General features: G+C 45.4%; 17 protein-coding genes. 3 read left to right on the top strand and 14 right to left on the bottom strand.

Annotated features, from left to right (window positions below):
- Positions 1 to 18 precede the first annotated feature (18 nt).
- Positions 19 to 939: an HDOD domain-containing protein gene (locus TW81_RS02020; RefSeq protein ID WP_045954063.1), complete on the bottom strand. Its 921-nt coding sequence runs from the start codon at positions 937 to 939 to the stop codon at positions 19 to 21.
- A gap of 355 nt (positions 940 to 1,294) precedes the next feature.
- On the opposite strand from TW81_RS02020, the gene TW81_RS02025 reads away from it, so the two are divergent.
- A complete protein-coding gene (locus TW81_RS02025; RefSeq protein WP_045954064.1) occupies positions 1,295 to 1,882 on the top strand; it encodes a TfoX/Sxy family DNA transformation protein in 588 nt (195 codons plus the stop codon).
- A 114-nt stretch (positions 1,883 to 1,996) separates the two neighbouring features.
- Here the strand turns inward: TW81_RS02025 and TW81_RS02030 are convergent, their stop codons facing one another.
- The 3 genes from TW81_RS02030 to TW81_RS02040 form a co-directional block, all read right to left on the bottom strand.
- Complete coding sequence (locus TW81_RS02030) at positions 1,997 to 2,563, bottom strand: hypothetical protein (RefSeq protein WP_045954065.1); 567 nt, start codon at positions 2,561 to 2,563, stop codon at positions 1,997 to 1,999.
- A gap of 218 nt (positions 2,564 to 2,781) precedes the next feature.
- Positions 2,782 to 3,279, bottom strand: coding sequence for a response regulator (locus TW81_RS02035; RefSeq protein ID WP_045954066.1), 498 nt, complete (start codon positions 3,277 to 3,279; stop codon positions 2,782 to 2,784).
- Positions 3,280 to 5,229 (bottom strand): ATP-binding protein, encoded by a 1,950-nt coding sequence (locus TW81_RS02040; RefSeq protein WP_045954067.1) that lies wholly within the window; start codon positions 5,227 to 5,229, stop codon positions 3,280 to 3,282. It abuts the gene before it with no gap.
- Between the two features lie 173 nt (positions 5,230 to 5,402).
- On the opposite strand from TW81_RS02040, the gene TW81_RS02045 reads away from it, so the two are divergent.
- Together TW81_RS02045 and serC are read left to right on the top strand one after the other, a co-directional pair.
- The gene (locus tag TW81_RS02045) at positions 5,403 to 6,668 is read left to right on the top strand and encodes a DUF945 family protein (protein WP_045954068.1); all 1,266 of its coding nucleotides are present in this window, start codon (positions 5,403 to 5,405) and stop codon (positions 6,666 to 6,668) included.
- A 124-nt stretch (positions 6,669 to 6,792) separates the two neighbouring features.
- The gene (serC, locus tag TW81_RS02050; RefSeq protein ID WP_045954069.1) at positions 6,793 to 7,875 is read left to right on the top strand and encodes a 3-phosphoserine/phosphohydroxythreonine transaminase; all 1,083 of its coding nucleotides are present in this window, start codon (positions 6,793 to 6,795) and stop codon (positions 7,873 to 7,875) included.
- Positions 7,876 to 7,986: 111 nt separating this feature from the next.
- Here serC and TW81_RS02055 read toward each other — a convergent pair whose 3' ends face one another.
- The 10 genes from TW81_RS02055 to TW81_RS02100 form a co-directional block, all read right to left on the bottom strand.
- A complete protein-coding gene (locus tag TW81_RS02055) occupies positions 7,987 to 10,275 on the bottom strand; it encodes a YgiQ family radical SAM protein (protein WP_084715786.1) in 2,289 nt (762 codons plus the stop codon).
- Between the two features lie 4 nt (positions 10,276 to 10,279).
- Positions 10,280 to 11,530: a tyrosine-type recombinase/integrase gene (locus TW81_RS02060; RefSeq protein ID WP_045954071.1), complete on the bottom strand. Its 1,251-nt coding sequence runs from the start codon at positions 11,528 to 11,530 to the stop codon at positions 10,280 to 10,282.
- Between the two features lie 11 nt (positions 11,531 to 11,541).
- A complete protein-coding gene (gene xisR, locus TW81_RS02065; RefSeq protein WP_045954072.1) occupies positions 11,542 to 11,769 on the bottom strand; it encodes an excisionase family protein in 228 nt (75 codons plus the stop codon).
- A gap of 218 nt (positions 11,770 to 11,987) precedes the next feature.
- Positions 11,988 to 12,563 carry a Rha family transcriptional regulator gene (locus tag TW81_RS18800; RefSeq protein ID WP_052706118.1) on the bottom strand — a complete coding sequence of 192 codons (576 nt, stop codon included), beginning with the start codon at positions 12,561 to 12,563 and terminating at the stop codon, positions 11,988 to 11,990.
- A gap of 288 nt (positions 12,564 to 12,851) precedes the next feature.
- Positions 12,852 to 13,370, bottom strand: a complete 519-nt coding sequence (locus TW81_RS02075; protein ID WP_045954073.1) for a single-stranded DNA-binding protein — start codon at positions 13,368 to 13,370, stop codon at positions 12,852 to 12,854.
- Between the two features lie 15 nt (positions 13,371 to 13,385).
- Positions 13,386 to 14,207 (bottom strand): DNA adenine methylase, encoded by an 822-nt coding sequence (locus tag TW81_RS02080; RefSeq protein ID WP_045954074.1) that lies wholly within the window; start codon positions 14,205 to 14,207, stop codon positions 13,386 to 13,388.
- A gap of 1 nt (position 14,208) precedes the next feature.
- Positions 14,209 to 14,940 (bottom strand): ASCH domain-containing protein, encoded by a 732-nt coding sequence (locus TW81_RS02085; protein ID WP_045954075.1) that lies wholly within the window; start codon positions 14,938 to 14,940, stop codon positions 14,209 to 14,211.
- On the bottom strand, positions 14,937 to 15,122 hold the full coding sequence (locus tag TW81_RS02090) for a hypothetical protein (RefSeq protein WP_045954076.1): 186 nt from the start codon (positions 15,120 to 15,122) through the stop codon (positions 14,937 to 14,939). Before TW81_RS02090 ends, TW81_RS02085 begins: the two co-directional genes overlap by 4 nt.
- Complete coding sequence (locus TW81_RS02095) at positions 15,119 to 16,807, bottom strand: lambda-exonuclease family protein (protein WP_045954077.1); 1,689 nt, start codon at positions 16,805 to 16,807, stop codon at positions 15,119 to 15,121. The genes TW81_RS02090 and TW81_RS02095 overlap by 4 nt, the downstream gene beginning before the upstream one ends.
- Positions 16,804 to 17,556, bottom strand: a complete 753-nt coding sequence (locus TW81_RS02100) for a recombinase family protein (protein ID WP_045954078.1) — start codon at positions 17,554 to 17,556, stop codon at positions 16,804 to 16,806. The genes TW81_RS02095 and TW81_RS02100 overlap by 4 nt, the downstream gene beginning before the upstream one ends.
- Positions 17,557 to 17,561: the final 5 nt, after the last annotated feature.

Below are 17,561 nucleotides of genomic sequence, written 5' to 3' on the forward strand. Positions count from 1 at the left end.
GGTACTCCTGTTTAGTGGTTATAAGCCACTTGCGCTAATGAGTTCATCTATCTGTGTATTGAACTCAATATCACTTAAATTACTGAGTTTGTACAGTATATCCGCTCCAGTAACGTCAAATTCTACCGTGTGTTCAGATATTTTTTCATCTTGTCGACGGAACATCAAAATATGATTGGCGATGCGCGCTACGTCGAGATAACTGACCATGACACTTTGCTGACCAATAACCTGATTGGAGGCAACCGCTAAAAAGTCACTATCAAACCCCCAACTTTCAAGGACCAACTTACTTGCATTTGAACATTGGCGGTCAAATATTTGTAAAGCGATATCTTCTTGGAGGTAATTACCTCTTTCTTGATAATTATGGTACTCGTTGACAATACAGAACAAACCGATATCTGCTAAGAGACCTGTCAGTAAGGCTTTGTCTGTCTCCAAGTGGACGTAATGTTTAGAGCCAGATTCTTTAAAACCGCGAACAACTAACACCATGGTGGCGGCCAATTCGCGTGACGTTGCAGCACTTTGAACCAAAAGTTTATTACATGCCTGACTTAGATTGACAGAGTGTTTGAGCTGTTCAATAGCTTGTGCTGTAACTATATCCCGAACGCGCAAAATACCGAGCCGTGAAACTGCGGTTATAAGGTCTGTACAAGTGATGTTGCGCCTGTTGAATATGACCGAGTTAGCCACTCGTATCACAATAGCAGCAAGTCCTGGATCCTCAAGCAGGCTATCGGCAACGTCAGTGACAGTGGTTGCGTCTTGAGTACACAACTTCTGAATCTTCAAAACAACGTCTGAGATAGGAGGAAGAGAAATGGTACGCGATTTTATTGAGTGTTCAATAAGTGTTGAAAACTCAGATTCGATACCTTTGAGCAAAAGCTCGCTGTTCTCAGGCAGCCAATAAAATGATAGGTGGTTCATATAAATTGTAAGGTTATGCTATTGCGTACAGTTTAACTTTATTTCCATTTCTTTACCAAATAATTCAATTTGCTAATTGATAATTTTCACGAAATTTTATCTCGCTAACATTGGTTGTTAAGTCGCTTTTTGCTTGAACATATGTGCGACGCACTTCACGATAACCGCTTTGTCATATGTGATTGATGTGACCGATGCACAGACTTATTTTTCTTCGTTAACTATCATTTGTACTGTTTAATACCAACCAGCTTACAAAATACTAATACTAAAGTTTGGTTGAGTTTTTTATATTTCGCTTATTACTGCTGCTATCTGGTGATCACAACTAATCGGGGTACTTGATTAAGGATCAATGGATATGACTGAGCAACGATTTATTCAATACGTACAGAAGTTTGGAGACTTTCAAAAACGATCTATGTTTGGTGGAACTGGGTTGTTTAGGGAAGATGCAATGTTTGCACTCATTAGTGCGGAGAAAATATTCATCAGAGGTGGAAATAACTTAGATGAGCTACTCTCTCAATTAGGGTGTGAAAAATACCGTCACGTCAAAAAGCAAACCACAGCGACGGTGAACTACTATGACATCACGCAGTTGTTTAGCACTATGCATAGTCAACTGAGTGATTTAGTTGAGCAATCAATTAATTTCTCAGTATCGCAGCGCGAATTTAAGCGTTCGCTGGCCAACAGACGTCTACGTGATTTGCCGAATATGCAACTTACCTTAGAGCGTATGGTTAAGAAGGCGGGTGTTGATGATGTTGATACATTTATAGAGCTTGGCGCGCCCGCTGTCTTCACTCGTGTAAAGCAGGCTTATGGCAGTGATGTTGACGTGAAGCTACTGTGGAAATTCGCTGGAGCCATTGAAGGTATTCACTGGAAGTTGATTCAAGAACCACGTAAACGCCAATTGCTTGCGAGTTGTTGCTAGGTTTTAACTCTCTTGCCACTTCAGAGTGAAACTAAGAAGTGAAATGCTCAAATGCAAACGGAATTGCAATAAAAAACCGAGGTGATAGCCTCGGTTTTTTTAATTTAGTCTCGATTAGAATTTGAATCGAGTTGTAAACATCAACTGGTCGCCGTAAAAGTCATTGATACGGGCCTCTGCGCCTAGTGAGAAAAGCTCCGTAGAGTGGAAGCGAGCGTATGCTGAACCTACCCATTTATCTCTATTGTCAATCGAGACGTAACCACCTTTACCACCAACTTCAAGCTGCGGCCCTAACCATTGGCGAATGCCTAAGTTAAGCTCCATACCTGTGTTTGTACCGCGGTCTAAACCAAAGCGTCCTTCGTTACCTGTATTGACTAAGCGAAGTAGCATTTCGCCTGTAAAATCAGCCCAGTTGTTGATTGGTGCGTGGAAGCCAAAACCAGCTGCTGCATCATAGTCGCCTTCGAACTCAGAGTCCGCTCGACCAAGAATGTGAGCATTTGGGTGGATTGATTTACTAAACGCGGCACCAAAAGTGACTGGGCTAGCGCCTATACGGGCCTCAACGTAATCGTAATTGAAGTTACTCATTACTGCTGGACTATTAGGATCGGTTTGAGCCAGTGTTTGACCAGATGCTAGCACTAATGCTGCAGCTAAGATTGTTTTACGCATATGGACGATAAACCTATATCTTGTTAATTTCCTTGGTCTTAAGCGACATTCGCGCCATGACATTCGATACGACATGATAATGCATCATAGCAACAGTCACTATAGAAATGTCATTGTTTTGTCGTGATTTATGTAAATAAGCAATTCATATGCCAGTTGTTTGTTTCGTATGTCTATATTTTCAATGCAAACTGGCTGTATCAGATGGCTATAGTATGCTATTCACCATAATCAAGACGATGCTTCGCCATCGCTTCAAATACTCTTTCCGTTTCTAACATCGATGCCCAAGGCATTAAATCCATTTCGTTCTCAATCATATAGGTCGTCAACTGATTTTTGACGATGTTTCTGAGTTCATCGCCTTGCCAAGGCTTAGCAATGTAGAAGTCGAGGCTGGAATGATTGACGGCTTCTACCGTATCTTCTAAGCCTGCCTGCCCAGTTAACAGAAGTTTCCGCGTTGGCTTGGTTTGCATATCTTGGTTTAGTTCAATTAAAAACTGTATCCCAGTTTGCTCAGGCATAATATGGTCGCATAGAATGAGCGCCAATTTTATGTCTTCTTGTCGTGATTCTTCGATCAGAGCTTTCGCTTCTTGAACGGATTCAGCGGCTTCGAGTATAAAGTGTTCTTCGAAACAGTCTAAGTCTTGTATTACGCTGTCCAATACTTCTCGTTCGTCGTCGACACATAAAATAAGGTATTTATTCATTTAGAGCTCCTTAACGAGATTGGATGCCTGGCTAAAAGGTAGCCAAACTGACATTTTTGTGAACTTATTGACGATAGATTCAACTTCAATGTGCCCACCGTGTTGGTGGACGATCTGTTGACAGACAGAAAGGCCAATACCTAAGCCGAAGTTGCCTTCTTTTTTGGTGGTGAAGTTGAGAGTAAACATTTGCTCTTGAGTATCTTGAGGAATTCCACAACCATTGTCGGTGAAGGATATCACCATCCAATCACGTGATTGGTGCTCAATTTTTTGTGTCTCAACGGTCAGTGTTCCTTTCTCTGGAAAGGCATCAATGGCATTGGAAATTAAGTTAGTCCAGACTTGCTGCAAGGCGATGGGCTGGCATTGAATCGGGGGCAGTTCCGCATAGACACGTTCAACATTGTGGAATTTCAAGCGGTTCTCAAAAATGACCAAGGTATCTTCAATACCTTCATGGATATCGACCAAGTGAGACTTTTCATCGTCTGGTCGTGAGTAGCCTTTTAAGCTTTTGACCATATCCGCTATCCTCCCGGCACAGACGTTAATCGAGCGTAATGTTGAACCAGCCAGATAATATTCATCCAACCGATCCAGTTTTTCCAATACGTCATCTGGATTGGTTTTGGCTGATGCGATCCATTTACAGTCCTGTTCGAGGCCGAGCTTGACAATCTTTTTAGCCACACGTCGATCAACAAGTTGTACCGTCAAGGTTTTGGTGAGTTCGCGTTCTCTTGCTGTTGAACGGGGCCGTTGAGTGAGCCCTTGTTTGAGAACGGATACACCATCCAAGCCAACTTCCTCAATTGCCCGATCATCGACCAAATGTTGAATCTTGTTGGTGAGCGTTTCTGTCCCTCTTAAAATAGCGGCAATCGGGTTATTAAGCTCGTGCGCAACACCTGCCACTAATTGGCCCAACATTGCCATTTTTTCTCGTTCAATAAGTTGCTGGTGAGCTGATTCAAGTGACTCGAGCGTTTTTTGCAACTCTAGTTTAGTATTAATGCTGCGTTGCAGGCGTCTATTAAAGTGCCTAAGTAACAAATTGGTAAAGAGAGGGAGCAAGGTCATATTAGAATGCATGACTTTAGCGAAGACTTCTCTATCGAGTTTAATAACCTCCGTCTTTGATAAGGTTACCGCGGTCGAAAAAGAGGGCTCACCAGTCACAAACGACATCCCGCCGACGATATTCCCTTGGCTATGACGCACCACCTCGCGTTGCATACCAACATCGTCTTTTTTATAAAGCGCAACTTCTCCCTTAGTGATAAACCACAGATATCGGTTTTCTTCACCTTCGCGAGTAAGCAAGTGCTCGGGAGAGTAGGTTCGACAGGCTTGAGTTTCATCCTCTTCGGCAAAAAAGTCCAGCAGTGCGCTGGTGACTTTTTCAGCCAGTTCTTGATCGGAAAGGCTGTGGTGATCAGAAATAAATCCTTCTCGATAGCTCCGCATCTTTTGCTCGATATGCGCGCGGAGTAATCTATGTTGGTCCAATACGGAGCTATAAGAGAGTAGATTGTCTTTATCGTTTTCAAGGATAAATGTCGTCAACTCTTTTTGTGCGGTTTTATGGACTAAATTATCCTGCAGCGGTTTGGTTAAGCAGTGATCGAGGCGTCCATCATTGACCGCAGATAAGATGGCTTGGATATCTTGTCCACAGCTGATAAGCACTTTTCGCGCGCTTTGGGTGAGGGTGTTTTTATCCAATTGGATAAGAAAATCGGCGCCATTAAAGTTTTCGTGGTGGCTGGCAATGACAAGAGCAACAGTCTGCTTGTGCTCAATGCAAAACTCTAATGCCGCATTGGCATCTTCCAATGTATCTGCGGTGTGAAGATCGAACATAATCGCAAACGGGCTAAGTTCGCGCCTTAACTGTTCGACGCTTATCGGGTTGTTGTCTAAACAGAGTACAGAGAATGGGGTCACAAGTCAGCTACATGTCTAGGATGATTATTGTTCACTTTACCAAGGTTGGTCCGTGAGTATTGAGAGCTAAGTATGAGATTTCCGTTTGTTTTCAATTGAAAGACAATACTCTGATTTAACGCAATGTTTTTTGGTGTAGACTTAATGAAATCAATAAATAAGATGTAACTATCATGGATCTAAAAAAAATTGGCGCAATTGGTGGAGCTATTTCGCTTGCACTCTGTTGGCCGTTGGCGGTGGGGCAAATCGGGCAGTCAGTCATACAAGATGGTATCGCACATCTCTCGAATGAATCTTTGCAGGCCGAAATTGTTGACTACGACCGAGGTTATTTGACTTCTTCAGTCAAAACACGCTACACGGTGCTTGATCCTGTTCTAGCAGAGCAGCTCGCCGTAGATGGATTACCCTCAGAAATCGTCGTTAATAGTCAAGTCAGTCATGGCTTGTTTAGCCTTAAAGCCGAATCCGTTCTGGATGATGCTGATGGCTTACCTCTCACATTGAATACGGTTACGCAGCTAAACGGCAACACTGATTATGTATTGCAGCTCGCGAACTGGCACCAAGTCACAGAAGGCCCTGACGGTGCGATTGTATCTATTACGCCGTCAACACTAAAAGGTCATGCGAGCGTACTGGGTGATTTAACCTACCAGCTGGATATTCCTTCTGTTGAAATCGACTTTAATTCTGGCGAAAAAATGTTGCTTGCTGGCTTAACGGGCGAGGGACAAGGGAAAAAGATCAACAGCTTTTGGATCGGTGAGCAGACGCTGACTCTAGAGCAAGCTTCGGTATTAGATGTTGATCAAGCGCCGTTGTTTTCTGTGACTGACAGCCAATATACTTTTGTCAGCTCTTATGAAGAAATGGAACAGACGGTTAGTAGTCAACATCTAGTCGAGTTGAAAGACTTGCTGATGGCCGGCGACAAAATTGAGAGTATCACTATGGATCTCTCATTTGGTGATTTAGACAGTGTTGCGTTCGAGCACTTGCTTAAGCTCTATCAAAATAATCCTATGCCCTCTAATGATGATATTGAAGCCGCGATTCCGCATGTAGATAATTTATTTGCTAAAGGTTTTTATTTAGCGATGAATAAAATGGCGGTTAAGTTAGGTGCGGATAGTGAGTTTGAAACAAACTGGACAATTACTGTGCCTAAAGGTACTGAAAATGTGACGGACAACTTTGCGATGATCTTGCCTGCGCTGACCGGCGATTTGAAAACGTTTGTCTCGCACGGTTTGGTGACTCAATATCCATTTATTGAGCAGGGTGTGAACGAAGCAATGGCGATGGAACTCGTACAACGAACCGAACAGGGCTTTGAGATTCAAGCTGAGTTGCAGGAAGGTAATTTAGTGTTTGAGAACGGTCAAAAAATGCCTCTGTTAGCTTTGCTTTTACCCGCATTAATGCAGCCGTAATTGTATAATTTAATGGTTTAAAGTGAAAAGAGGTCTTAAGACCTCTTTTCTTGCTTTTTATCATGCATAAAACATGGTATTAATCGAATAATCTCTTAATCAAGCATGTGCAAGGAAAGACTAGATGAGCAAGGTGTATAACTTTAGTGCCGGTCCTGCGGGCCTACCTAAAGCTGTGATGGAACAAGCACAACAAGAATTTATTGATTGGAATGAATTAGGCACATCGGTGATGGAAATTAGCCACCGAAGTAAAGAGTTCATTAAAGTCGCGGAAGAAGCAGAGCAAGACTTACGTGACTTACTCAATATTCCAAGCAACTATAAAGTGCTTTTTTGCCAAGGTGGGGCGAGAGCTCAATTTGCTGCTGTACCGCTAAACCTGCTTGGCTCATCAAAAAAAGCGACCTATATCGATGCTGGATATTGGGCGGAAAGTGCCATCGAAGAAGCGGGTAAGTATTGCGATGTTGATACGTTTGTGGCGAAAACGCAACGTGACGGCAAAAGTGCAGTGATACCTGCGAGCGATTGGTCAATTGATCCACAAGCAGCTTATGTTCATTTCTGTCCGAATGAAACCATCGATGGCATTGAGATCAGCGAGCTACCCGATACAGACAAACCTATTGTGGCGGACATGTCGTCAAATATCCTCTCTCGTGAAATCGATGTTGCTAAATATGGCGTTATTTACGCCGGCGCGCAGAAAAACATTGGCCCTGCAGGTCTTTGTATTGTGATTGTTCGTGACGATCTGCTTGATTTGGCAAGTGAGTTAACCCCAAGTTTCATCAACTATAAAGTCTTAGCCGAAAAAGACTCGATGTTTAATACGCCACCGACATTTGCTTGGTACCTATCTGGGCTTGTATTTAAGTGGTTGAAACAGCAAGGCGGTGTAGCCGAGATCGAAAAGATCAACAAAGAGAAAGCATCATTGCTTTATAACCAGATTGATGGCTCTGATTTCTACATTAACAATATCCATTCGGATAACCGCTCACGAATGAATGTTCCGTTTCAGCTTGCTAAGCCAGAGTTAGATGGTCTGTTCCTCGAGCAGGCCGAGCAGCGTGGTTTGGTTGCACTTAAGGGGCATCGTGCAGTGGGTGGTATGCGTGCGTCAATATACAATGCAGTGCCACTGGAAGGAGTTCAAGCGTTAGTCGACTTTATGCGTGAGTTCGAAGCCAACAACGCTTAATTAGCCGATATATTAATGTGGCTCAACATTCGTAATGTGTTGGGCCATTTTATTGCCCAATATAAAAAATCGCAGCCAGTGCTGCGATTTTTAACTTAGTCATGTTAGCGTCTAGCGGCGTTTAGGTTTACGCCCAGCTTGTGGTTTGCTTGAACCACCTGTCGACGGTTTACCACTACGATTGCTTGCTGGTTGACCCTTGTTGTGGCTACCACGATTTGCTTGATTGCCACTCTTGGATTTCTCATTACCACTTTGCCCTTTGCTGCGTGGCTCACCATGCATTTTCTCGAATCCTGGTTGGCTCTTGGTATGCTTAGTTGCAAAGCGCTGTGAACCGTGACGACCAGATTTTCGGCGCTGTGCTGGTGTTTTGGCATCAATATCTTCTGCTGGTATCAAACAACTTGCTTTATCACCGATAAGGTGTTTCTTACCCATATTGATCAAGGCTTCACGAATCATCGGCCAGTTAGCAGGGTCATGATAACGTAACAAGGCTTTGTGCAGTCTACGTTGACGTTCTCCTTTGGCGACGGGCACTTCCTCACGCTTCTTGTATTTAACCCGTTTGAGTGGGTTTGTTTCTGAGTAATACATCGATGTAGCATTACACATTGGTGATGGGTAGAAGTTCTGTACCTGGTCACATTCGAAGTTATTCTTTTTAAGCCACAGCGCCAAATTCAGCATATCTTCATCTTCGGTACCTGGGTGCGCCGAAATAAAGTAAGGGATGAGGTACTGCTTTTTACCTGCTTCTGCGCTGTATTTCTCAAACATCTCTTTGAAGCGATCGTAAGTCCCCATACCTGGCTTCATCATCAAATCCAACGGGCCTTTTTCAGTATGCTCCGGTGCGATTTTTAAATAGCCGCCAACATGGTGAGTGACCAGCTCTTTGACATATTCAGGTGATTCAATCGCCAAATCGTAGCGAACACCAGATGCAATCATGACTTTCTTAATACCATCAACTTTACGGGCTTCACGGTAGAGGTCGATGGTGTGCTTATGATCGGTATTCAGCTTGTGACAAATGCCTGGGAACACACACGATGGGCGGCGACAGTTTGCCTCGGCTTTTGGATCGCTACAACCCAATCGATACATGTTCGCTGTCGGACCACCAAGATCCGATATGGTGCCAGTAAAGCCCGGTACCTTGTCACGAATTTCTTCAAGCTCGGACAAGATTGACTCTTTGGAGCGGTTTTGAATGATACGACCTTCGTGTTCGGTGATAGAACAGAATGAACACCCGCCGAAACAGCCACGCATGATATTGACTGAGGTTTTGATCATGTCATAGGCAGGGATTTTGGCCTTACCATACATAGGATGGGGTACACGGGCATAAGGTAGGCCAAACACATAGTCCATTTCTTCAGTCGCGAGAGGAATTGGCGCTTGGTTGACCCAAAGTTCACGGTCACCATGACGCTGTATTAATGCTCGACCAGAGTATGGGTTGGTCTCAAGGTGCATAATACGACTGGCATGAGCGTATAAGATACGGTCATTATTGAGTTTTTCAAATGGAGGAATACGCACCGCTGTCGTCGCCGCATCATGGCGTGATGGACGAATCGTGATCGGCTTTGCTTCTGGCTCTTGAGTTTTCGCTTTGGTTTCACACTGCTCTTCAACCACATACGGGTTGGGCGGGATGAAGGCTTCTTTACGCGGCTTTTCAATTCGTGAAGAGTCAATGATGGTGTAATTCTCGGGCGCAGCAGGTAGGTTGACCGCAGTACCACGAATATTGATTAACGCTGAAATCTCTTCACCGTCTGCAAGGCGATGAGCCACTTCAACCAGAGCGCGTTCCGCGTTACCAAACAAAAGGATATCTGCCTTTGCATCAAAAAGAATCGAGCGACGCACTTTATCAGACCAGTAATCGTAGTGGGCAAGACGGCGTAAACTAGCTTCGATGCCACCTAGTACGATCGGTACCCCTTTGTACGCTTCACGGCAGCGCTGCGAATAGACCAAAGTGGCACGATCTGGTCGCTTACCGCCTTCATTATTCGGAGTATACGCATCATCATGGCGTAATTTACGGTCGGCGGTGTAGCGGTTGATCATCGAGTCCATATTGCCTGCGGTAATACCAAAGAAAAGGTTTGGTTTACCGAGCGCGGTGAATGCGTCTTTGGTGTTCCATTCTGGTTGGGCGATGATTCCAACACGGAAGCCTTGTGCTTCGAGCAGGCGTCCAATAATTGCCATACCAAAGCTAGGGTGATCGACATAAGCGTCACCAGTCACAATGATAATGTCACAGCTATCCCATCCTAGGGCATCCATTTCTTTTCGATTAGTTGGCAGAAATGGCGCAGTGCCAAAGCATTCCGCCCAATATTTTTTATGCTCGAAAATCTTCTCTGTAATCATGGTCTTACAAACTCTTAAAGTCTCTTCGGGGCATATGAGTGACATTTGCGCCGTATTTCTTGTTTAACATCGCAACCTGATCTTGGGTGTGTTCATCAACCCAATCCCCGTAAGTATTGTAGACTTCCTTCGCTGAGCTGTGACCCATTTGGCTGGCAATAAAGGTCGGGTTTGCTCCGGCGGATAACATCCAACAAGCATACGTATGTCGCGTTTGATACGGCTTACGTTGTTCAATGCCTGCTCGTCGAGATGTGCTATGCCACTTTTCGTGCAATGTTACGTGGGAGAAAAAATCTCCGATGCCTAATTTTTTTGTCGCCGTGACTCGTGGTGAAAAGACAGGGCGAATTTTTGAGCGCGAGAGTTTACCATACTCTCGCTGTGCTACGTCAATGGTTATTGCTGGCATCATGAACGTTAGTGCTTTTTGTCGGATAAGTGCGTCAATGGCTGGTTGTAGCATGGTTACAACTCGCTCTCCCGATTTCGTTTTGGGTAGTTTTAGCTCACCTTCTAAAGTGCGGTTTCGCTTCACTGTTATAGTTCCGTTCACCAGATCAATGTCCTCCCAAGCAAGGGCGATCAGTTCCCCATGGCGTAATCCAGTGAACACGGCCGTAGTCCAAAGGTTCTGATCTTGTTCATGGCGAGATGCGTTAATTAGCCGGGCAAACTCTTCTTTACTTAACGGAGTTGGTTTGCTTTTGTCAGTTTTTAATTCTTTGACGCCAGCAAGAACACGTTCCTCAATTAATCCATTGGTCGCCGCATAGCCAAGCATTCCTTTAATGGTTCTCATGTAGCTGTTTGCAGTGCTGGAAGAGGTCGTACTCAGGAAGTATTGTCTAAGCTCCAGCAAATCGGATTGAGTCAGAGTTGATATTAACTTATCTCCACTGATGAAGAGTCGCATTTGGCCAAGTCGCTGAATGTAGTTCTTGAGCGTCGCTGGGGTGACCTCGACTTGCTTGACTGTGAGCCACTTTTCACACAAAGCGTTGAGCGTTGTTTCTTTGTTGTGGCTTTTCGTGAACTTGTGAGCCTGCTTGGACTGAGGAAACCACTGCATGTAGTCAAAGTTGCCTGTTCTAATGGCATGTACAATTGAGCTTCGTCGTTCTCCCGCTAGTTTGAGATTTTTAGAAGTCGGAGGAATGCCTAAAGGCTCTCGGCAGCGTTGACCACGATACATAAACCAAATGCGGACTAACCCAGAGTGGATTTCTACGCCGGTAGGAAGTTTCTTAGTCATGGTAGTTGCCGTTATTGTTGAGGGTAGGATTCTATCCAGGTGTTTATTTCTGCGATGTTGTAGACGATCTTTGCTTTACGCAATGACGCTTCGCCACTTGTGCCTATTTTTAAGTAATGCTTACCTTGCTGCCAAACCTTTTGGCGGTAGTTGTTCAGTGCTTCTTCGGTTAGCCCAAATGTAGCCGTGACTATGTTCGAGCCGACCCATTTGTTCGCGGGTAGTGTGAGTAATTCCATTATCGCCTCGTTGCTCTAAAGCTCGGTTGAACTCTAAAAGAGCCAAACCGACGCAATTGGCGCAGAACTGAACGCCCTGCACCGTTGCTATAGTGTCGTGAGTAGATGAACAGAGATCGCACATAAGAAAGCCTCGTCAGTGGTTTCTCTGCTTAGTTTAGGTTAAGTAGTGGGTTATTGAAGGGGCTGTTAAAAGGGCGCTTGATGCGCCCTAATGATTAATGAATATTTAACGCGTTGAGTATCGCGTCTTTACGCACAATGGCGTAGTTTGGTAGCGCCAGTTTAAGCATGCTGCTAATCGCTTTGGGATCGTCCCAAGCAATTATCCCTTCGTTTGGCGCTATTGGTTTGGATTCGATGACTTTCCCATCCTCAATAGTGAGCAATAACTGCATTCTGCTTGGTAAGTATTGAGGAGAGGGGAGTTGTTCGGTTTTACCAGATAACTTATCGGCCATTTCATTAAATGCGTTGATGTAACGCTCTTTGATTTCAGCGGCTCGTTTGCCAGTGAAGCCCATCACCAAGAACATGAAACCGTCTTTGGTCATTTGGTAGAAAGGTTGGATCTTATTATTCTGTAACTCATTGTTTTTATGGCAAACCGCAAAATTGCGGGCTGCAAAATCACGGCTACAACCTACATTGCGAATCTTTTTCAATACGTCGTCGTGACGTTTGCCAAAATACTTAGCTATGTGAAAAGAATCGGTTACAAGCTCATTAGTTTGAGAGATAAATACAAGATCTGATGTTTTTGCAGATGCGATCGGGCTGATTAATGTAGTCATGTGAAACTCCTTCGGATTATAGAAGTTCACCAACTAGGTACGAATCTGGGTGGTGAACTGGACAAGGTTCGTACTACCGCTCCAAAGGAAACACGGCCGACCGAAGTCGCCTCATCCAGCCCACCATAATTCAGATGTGCGGATTTATCGCATAAAAAAACCAGCAAGAAGCTGGCGACATGCGCCTTTGGAGTCAATCGGGGTACGAATCCCGACACTGGATTTTGCCAGTGCCTTTTCAGATTAGCCCCACCGTAGGCGCGTTGTCAACTTTATATTTTGCACCATCTAGAACGGAATATCGTCATCAAAATCCATCGGCGGCTCGTTATACTGAGGCGCGCTGTTGTTTGGCTCTCGATTGTTTGGGTATTGCGGTTCTTGACGCGGTTGCTGCGGTTGGCCCCATCCGCCTTGTTGCGCAGGCTGTTGGCGCGGTGGTTGATTTCCTTGTTGTTTGCCGCCAAGCATCTGCATCTGACCGCTAGGCCACTGAACGATAACTTCAGTCGTGTAGCGTTCTTGGCCGTTTTGGTCCTGCCATTTTCGGGTTTGTAGCTGCCCCTCGATGTACACTTGTGAACCTTTTCTCAGGTATTCGCCAGCCACCTCTGCGGTTTTGCCAAATAGCACTATGCGGTGCCATTCAGTTTTTTCTCGCTGTTCACCGGTATTCTTATCACGCCATGAATCAGACGTGGCTACGGTGATGTTTGCAATAGCAGCGCCTGATTGGGTATAGCGAACCTCAGGATCTTGCCCAAGGTTGCCGACTAAAATAACTTTGTTAACTCCACGGCTAGCCATGATTTATCTCCTAAATTATGCAGCTCGCAGCTTCTCTATACAGCTAGGCGAAGCCCACAAGCACTCTTCTCTAATTCCCGTGCCTGCTCCAGAAGAAATTCGACTTGGTTTGGTGTGTTTAATCCAACCAGTCAAGCAGTCGTTGTATATCTCATTGTCATATCCTGAGAGCAACACCATTCCTTCAAGCGAGTTTAAGCATTTGATGAGGCTTATATGGTCTTCATCGCTCATCTCATGCTGATATACAGAGCGAGAAGAATTTAGTTTTCGTGTCCCGAGCACATAAGGAGGATCAACGTAGTGCAAAGTTTCCGTACCGTCATGAGTCAGCATGCATTTTTCGGCTGGACGATTCTCGATGTTTACTCCTCTTAAGCGCTCGCAGACATAATCAATAACGGGAGGGTACTTAGCCCAGCAATGTGCGCTAGTGCTGTATTGGCGCTTTGCCTCACAACGAAAACCAGTAGGGTGAAAAGTTGCAGCACCAGAGCCAAATCCCATTGCAGAGCGAACGATAGTGCGACGTGCACGTTCTACCTGGTGTTCTGTTTTTTCGTAAGCGAGAGTAAACTCATCCCGACTGTACGGAGTTAACATGATTAAGTTTTTTAACTCTGTAGATAATGCTGGGTTGCGTAGAACTTGAAACAAATTAAAAATGTCGCCGTCGAGATCGTTGTAAACTTCACCATGGCTACGTTCTTTTTGTAGTAGAACACTTGCAGCCCCACCGAATGGTTCGACATAACAACGGTGAGCTGGGAAGTGAGAAGTTATCCAGCTGGCCAGACGAAATTTCCCTCCGTGATAGCGTAATATTGGCGTATGCATGTTATGCAGCCTCCATTTTACTAATCACCTGATCAACGTTCTTATGGATAACGTCAAATTCAATTACCCACACATAAGGGTTTGGATTTTTATTCCCATACAAGGAAGACCATAGCTTTAGGAAAGCAAGTCGGTGTGGATTCTTCGTTTTAGGTATAGTGCAAGTGTATGGTGATACACCTTCTTTCTTGGCTTCCTCCTCTGTAACGTCTTTTACTCGCTCAATGCGAACATCCGTTACCTTTAGAGTTAATCGGCTTGCATGGCGTGGCATGTGAATGGACGGAACCCATTTATAACCACGAACTTCATAATCTTGGCAATTTGCTATCGATTCTTTTTCACTTGCTTTATATCGATACTCGTGAATTTCGGTAATATGGTTCGGGCTCACCTGTTGGTAATCGTTATGACCCAGTGCTGCAAACGTCTCGCGAACGTAAATCAGGTCACCTTTTCTCGCTGGACCTTGGCCAATTGGTACAATTCCTTCTTCGGGATATTCTGTGCAGTAAACTAGATATTCTGGGCCGCGAGTTTTGTTGTTTTCATCTTTCCATTGCGCGTAATTAAGCCCGAGAAATTCAAGGTTAGAACACTCATCATCACTTGAGCCCATAAAACGAATATGCTCATGGTTCTTTTCGTTAACAGGGCGACGAGTGACTGTTTTGCGCCCTTCCAGCAGGGCGCGTACTAATTCAGTTTGAAATAGCATTGGGATGACCTTCATGCAGCCTCCTGTGCATACAGATAAAATTTATCGCCAAGCTTCTCAGCTAGAGCTTGAATTACCTCGTCGGCGTATTCGCCGCTCTCAGCGATTGCGGTGGCTAAGGTCTTTGCATCGACCTTAATCACCATGTCGCAATCATTGAATGAGGTGGGAAGGGTGGGGAGTGTGAGTGTACTCATGCGGCCTCCCCAACATGCCCCATGGCTTCTGCGTAACCTGACCAGCTTTCCACCCCATGCGCTTTTAGCGTTTCGAGCTCGGCGCGCGCGTGAAGCAGTGCTTTATATTCACCGACAGTGATTGAGATAACTTCTTCTGGTGATTGCTTAATGGTTGGTTTCGCTTCGCAGGGTGGCGCGCTTGGTGTGTGACTAGCTAATGCTTCGGTCGCTTGTTGAGCTTTGCGTTCTGCTGCTTCTTTGGCTTCACGCTCCGCTTGAACCTTTGCCTCGAGCTCGCGTTTTTCTTGTTCGGCTCTTTGCTCAATTCGCGCACGCTCTTGAGCGGCTTCTGCCTCTGCTTTCGCCTTAGCTTTTCGGTCTGCCTCAATACGCTCCATTTCGATGCGCGCGGCTTCCTGTGCCTTGTGCTGGCTAATGCGGCTTTCGGCCATTTCTGCAAAATTATCCGTAAGCATCTCGGTAATTTGAGTCCAGTCATTGAACAAGAAGCGGTAATCGGCATTTGCTTTGATCACTTCTAGATTCGTGACAATACGCGCCTTAGTGTTTTCAAGTTCTATGCTGTACTCTGCGACCACGCCGTCAACGGCATCTTGAATGCGGTCAAGGTTTGATTTGCCCTTGATCGCGGCATTTAAACTCTTGCCGATATCTGCGCATGACACCTGGGTGTTAAACTCACCATTCACCGCGGCATACATTTCAGTGACTTTGGTGGTCGCTTGGCTCAAGATGCTATTTTTGATTTCGGTCTTTTTAGTTTTGACCTGCTTGTCTGTGGCCAGTCGTGCCTGACGAATCAACTCTCTGATTTCGTCTACATCGCTGATGAACGCATTCACGCTTTGCACTTCGCCAAGAACGGCGTCTTTTAGTTCACCAAGCTTGCTTTCTGCTGCTTTAAACTCTTTAACGATCTTCTCAGCGCGGCCAAAGTCGGATTCGGTTTGTAGTGGCTGCTTTGATTCTTCGACAAGAGCTAGTGCTTTGGCCTTGTATTCATCCATGTTTGAAGCGATAGCAAGCGTGGTCTTATTGAGATCAAAAGATAGGGCAGGGAGTGAGCTCACCTCTTCAACGACAACTGCTGATTTCTCTGGTTTGGCTTCGTAGGTCGCTAGGTCTTTCGCAAACTGAGTCCAACCGTCCAGAACGCGCTGCATACGCTCTGGGTGGGAAACGTATTCAAAATCTAAGCGATTGTCTTCGGTTCCATCTGAAGTAGTGAAAAGACACTTCTCTGCACCTGACACATACAGGCCTTGTTCGACTTGAGGCCAGTGCGTGTCAGGTAGATCGTCGTGCTCGTTGATGTAATCCACCAATTTCTGATTGAATAGCTTGTGCTCCCAAGTCACATCTTCAAGCATGGTGACACCATCAAAAGAGCAGGCGATCTCTTCACGTTCGTCACTGGTCGCTGTGGCGGGAAACAAATCTTCGCCCAAGCGCTCGACGCTAAAGTGACGCGCTAACTCTTCTGCTTGGTGACCTTTATCGAACAACGCTTGTTTTTGTGGAGTGATCACTTCTGTTTCGCCTGTCGCTTTTTCGTGCAGCAACTGATTACGCGTTTTATAGGGGCTGAGATTGAGCATCGCAGCTGCATCTGACGCGGTGAAGTGAGTCGCACGAAACTCGTGCCATTCTTTTGTGCCCTGAGTTAGTTGTTGTAGTTTCATGCCGCTTCTCCATCAATTGCGTTGAGGTTTTCGATAGCAGTGCGCTGTTCATCGCTGAGCGTGAATTGCACTTCAACCATTTCAATGATCTGCTTTGGGGTTTTCTTGTTCGCTGCGACAGCTTGTTTCCACTTAGGAAGAGAGGATTCAAAGCGGTCTTGCGGGTAAGTAGATTTGGCTTCTACGACTTTTGCCTCTGGCGTAATATCGCGCTCTGGCTGCGCTTGCGGTTGAACGTCTTGCATTTCTTCCGCAAGTTGAATGCCGCGTAGGCGGTCCGCATACGCTTTACGCGCTGCATATCCAAAGGCGCGCCATTCAAGCATTTTCTTTGGGTATGACTTCCATGTATTACGACCCCAAAGGCCTGCGGCTTGCGCGTCGGCTTGGCTGAACTCTCCGATGAACTCGACGACGTTGCCGTTGATCTTCCGCTTGATGACACAGCGTGCTGTCATGCTTTGTGTGTCAAATGTGTCTTCAATGCCGACTAGGTCCGGTGCGGACATGACCAGTGCGCGCAGTCCATCACCCCAAACACTTGGACGACCGTTAACCACTGCGATGTTTTGTAGTGCTTGCACAGGTTTAAGGCCGAGCTCTGCTCCCATTTGGACTGCCACAAGAACATTACCTGGTTTACCTTGGTAGTCTTTCGGCACCATTTCAGATCCTGCCATTAAGTCTGCCATCTGCATGGCTTCTTGCAGGTTGGTGGGAGTGAGTGAGAATGTGCTTACGTTGTTCATGGTGT

The organism is Vibrio galatheae (assembly GCF_000967545.1).
Lineage (GTDB): Bacteria > Pseudomonadota > Gammaproteobacteria > Enterobacterales > Vibrionaceae > Vibrio > Vibrio galatheae.

Coding starts and splice junctions, on each gene's coding strand:
- TW81_RS02020 (WP_045954063.1), bottom strand. CDS start 939: ATGAACCACCTATCATTTTATTGGCTGCCTGAGAACAGCGAGCTTTTG.
- TW81_RS02025 (WP_045954064.1), top strand. CDS start 1,295: ATGGATATGACTGAGCAACGATTTATTCAATACGTACAGAAGTTTGGA.
- TW81_RS02030 (WP_045954065.1), bottom strand. CDS start 2,563: ATGCGTAAAACAATCTTAGCTGCAGCATTAGTGCTAGCATCTGGTCAA.
- TW81_RS02035 (WP_045954066.1), bottom strand. CDS start 3,279: ATGAATAAATACCTTATTTTATGTGTCGACGACGAACGAGAAGTATTG.
- TW81_RS02045 (WP_045954068.1), top strand. CDS start 5,403: ATGGATCTAAAAAAAATTGGCGCAATTGGTGGAGCTATTTCGCTTGCA.
- serC (WP_045954069.1), top strand. CDS start 6,793: ATGAGCAAGGTGTATAACTTTAGTGCCGGTCCTGCGGGCCTACCTAAA.
- TW81_RS02055 (WP_084715786.1), bottom strand. CDS start 10,275: ATGATTACAGAGAAGATTTTCGAGCATAAAAAATATTGGGCGGAATGC.
- TW81_RS02060 (WP_045954071.1), bottom strand. CDS start 11,530: ATGACTAAGAAACTTCCTACCGGCGTAGAAATCCACTCTGGGTTAGTC.
- xisR (WP_045954072.1), bottom strand. CDS start 11,769: ATGGAATTACTCACACTACCCGCGAACAAATGGGTCGGCTCGAACATA.
- TW81_RS18800 (WP_052706118.1), bottom strand. CDS start 12,563: ATGACTACATTAATCAGCCCGATCGCATCTGCAAAAACATCAGATCTT.
- TW81_RS02075 (WP_045954073.1), bottom strand. CDS start 13,370: ATGGCTAGCCGTGGAGTTAACAAAGTTATTTTAGTCGGCAACCTTGGG.
- TW81_RS02080 (WP_045954074.1), bottom strand. CDS start 14,207: ATGCATACGCCAATATTACGCTATCACGGAGGGAAATTTCGTCTGGCC.
- TW81_RS02085 (WP_045954075.1), bottom strand. CDS start 14,940: ATGAAGGTCATCCCAATGCTATTTCAAACTGAATTAGTACGCGCCCTG.
- TW81_RS02090 (WP_045954076.1), bottom strand. CDS start 15,122: ATGAGTACACTCACACTCCCCACCCTTCCCACCTCATTCAATGATTGC.
- TW81_RS02095 (WP_045954077.1), bottom strand. CDS start 16,807: ATGAAACTACAACAACTAACTCAGGGCACAAAAGAATGGCACGAGTTT.
- TW81_RS02100 (WP_045954078.1), bottom strand. CDS start 17,556: ATGAACAACGTAAGCACATTCTCACTCACTCCCACCAACCTGCAAGAA.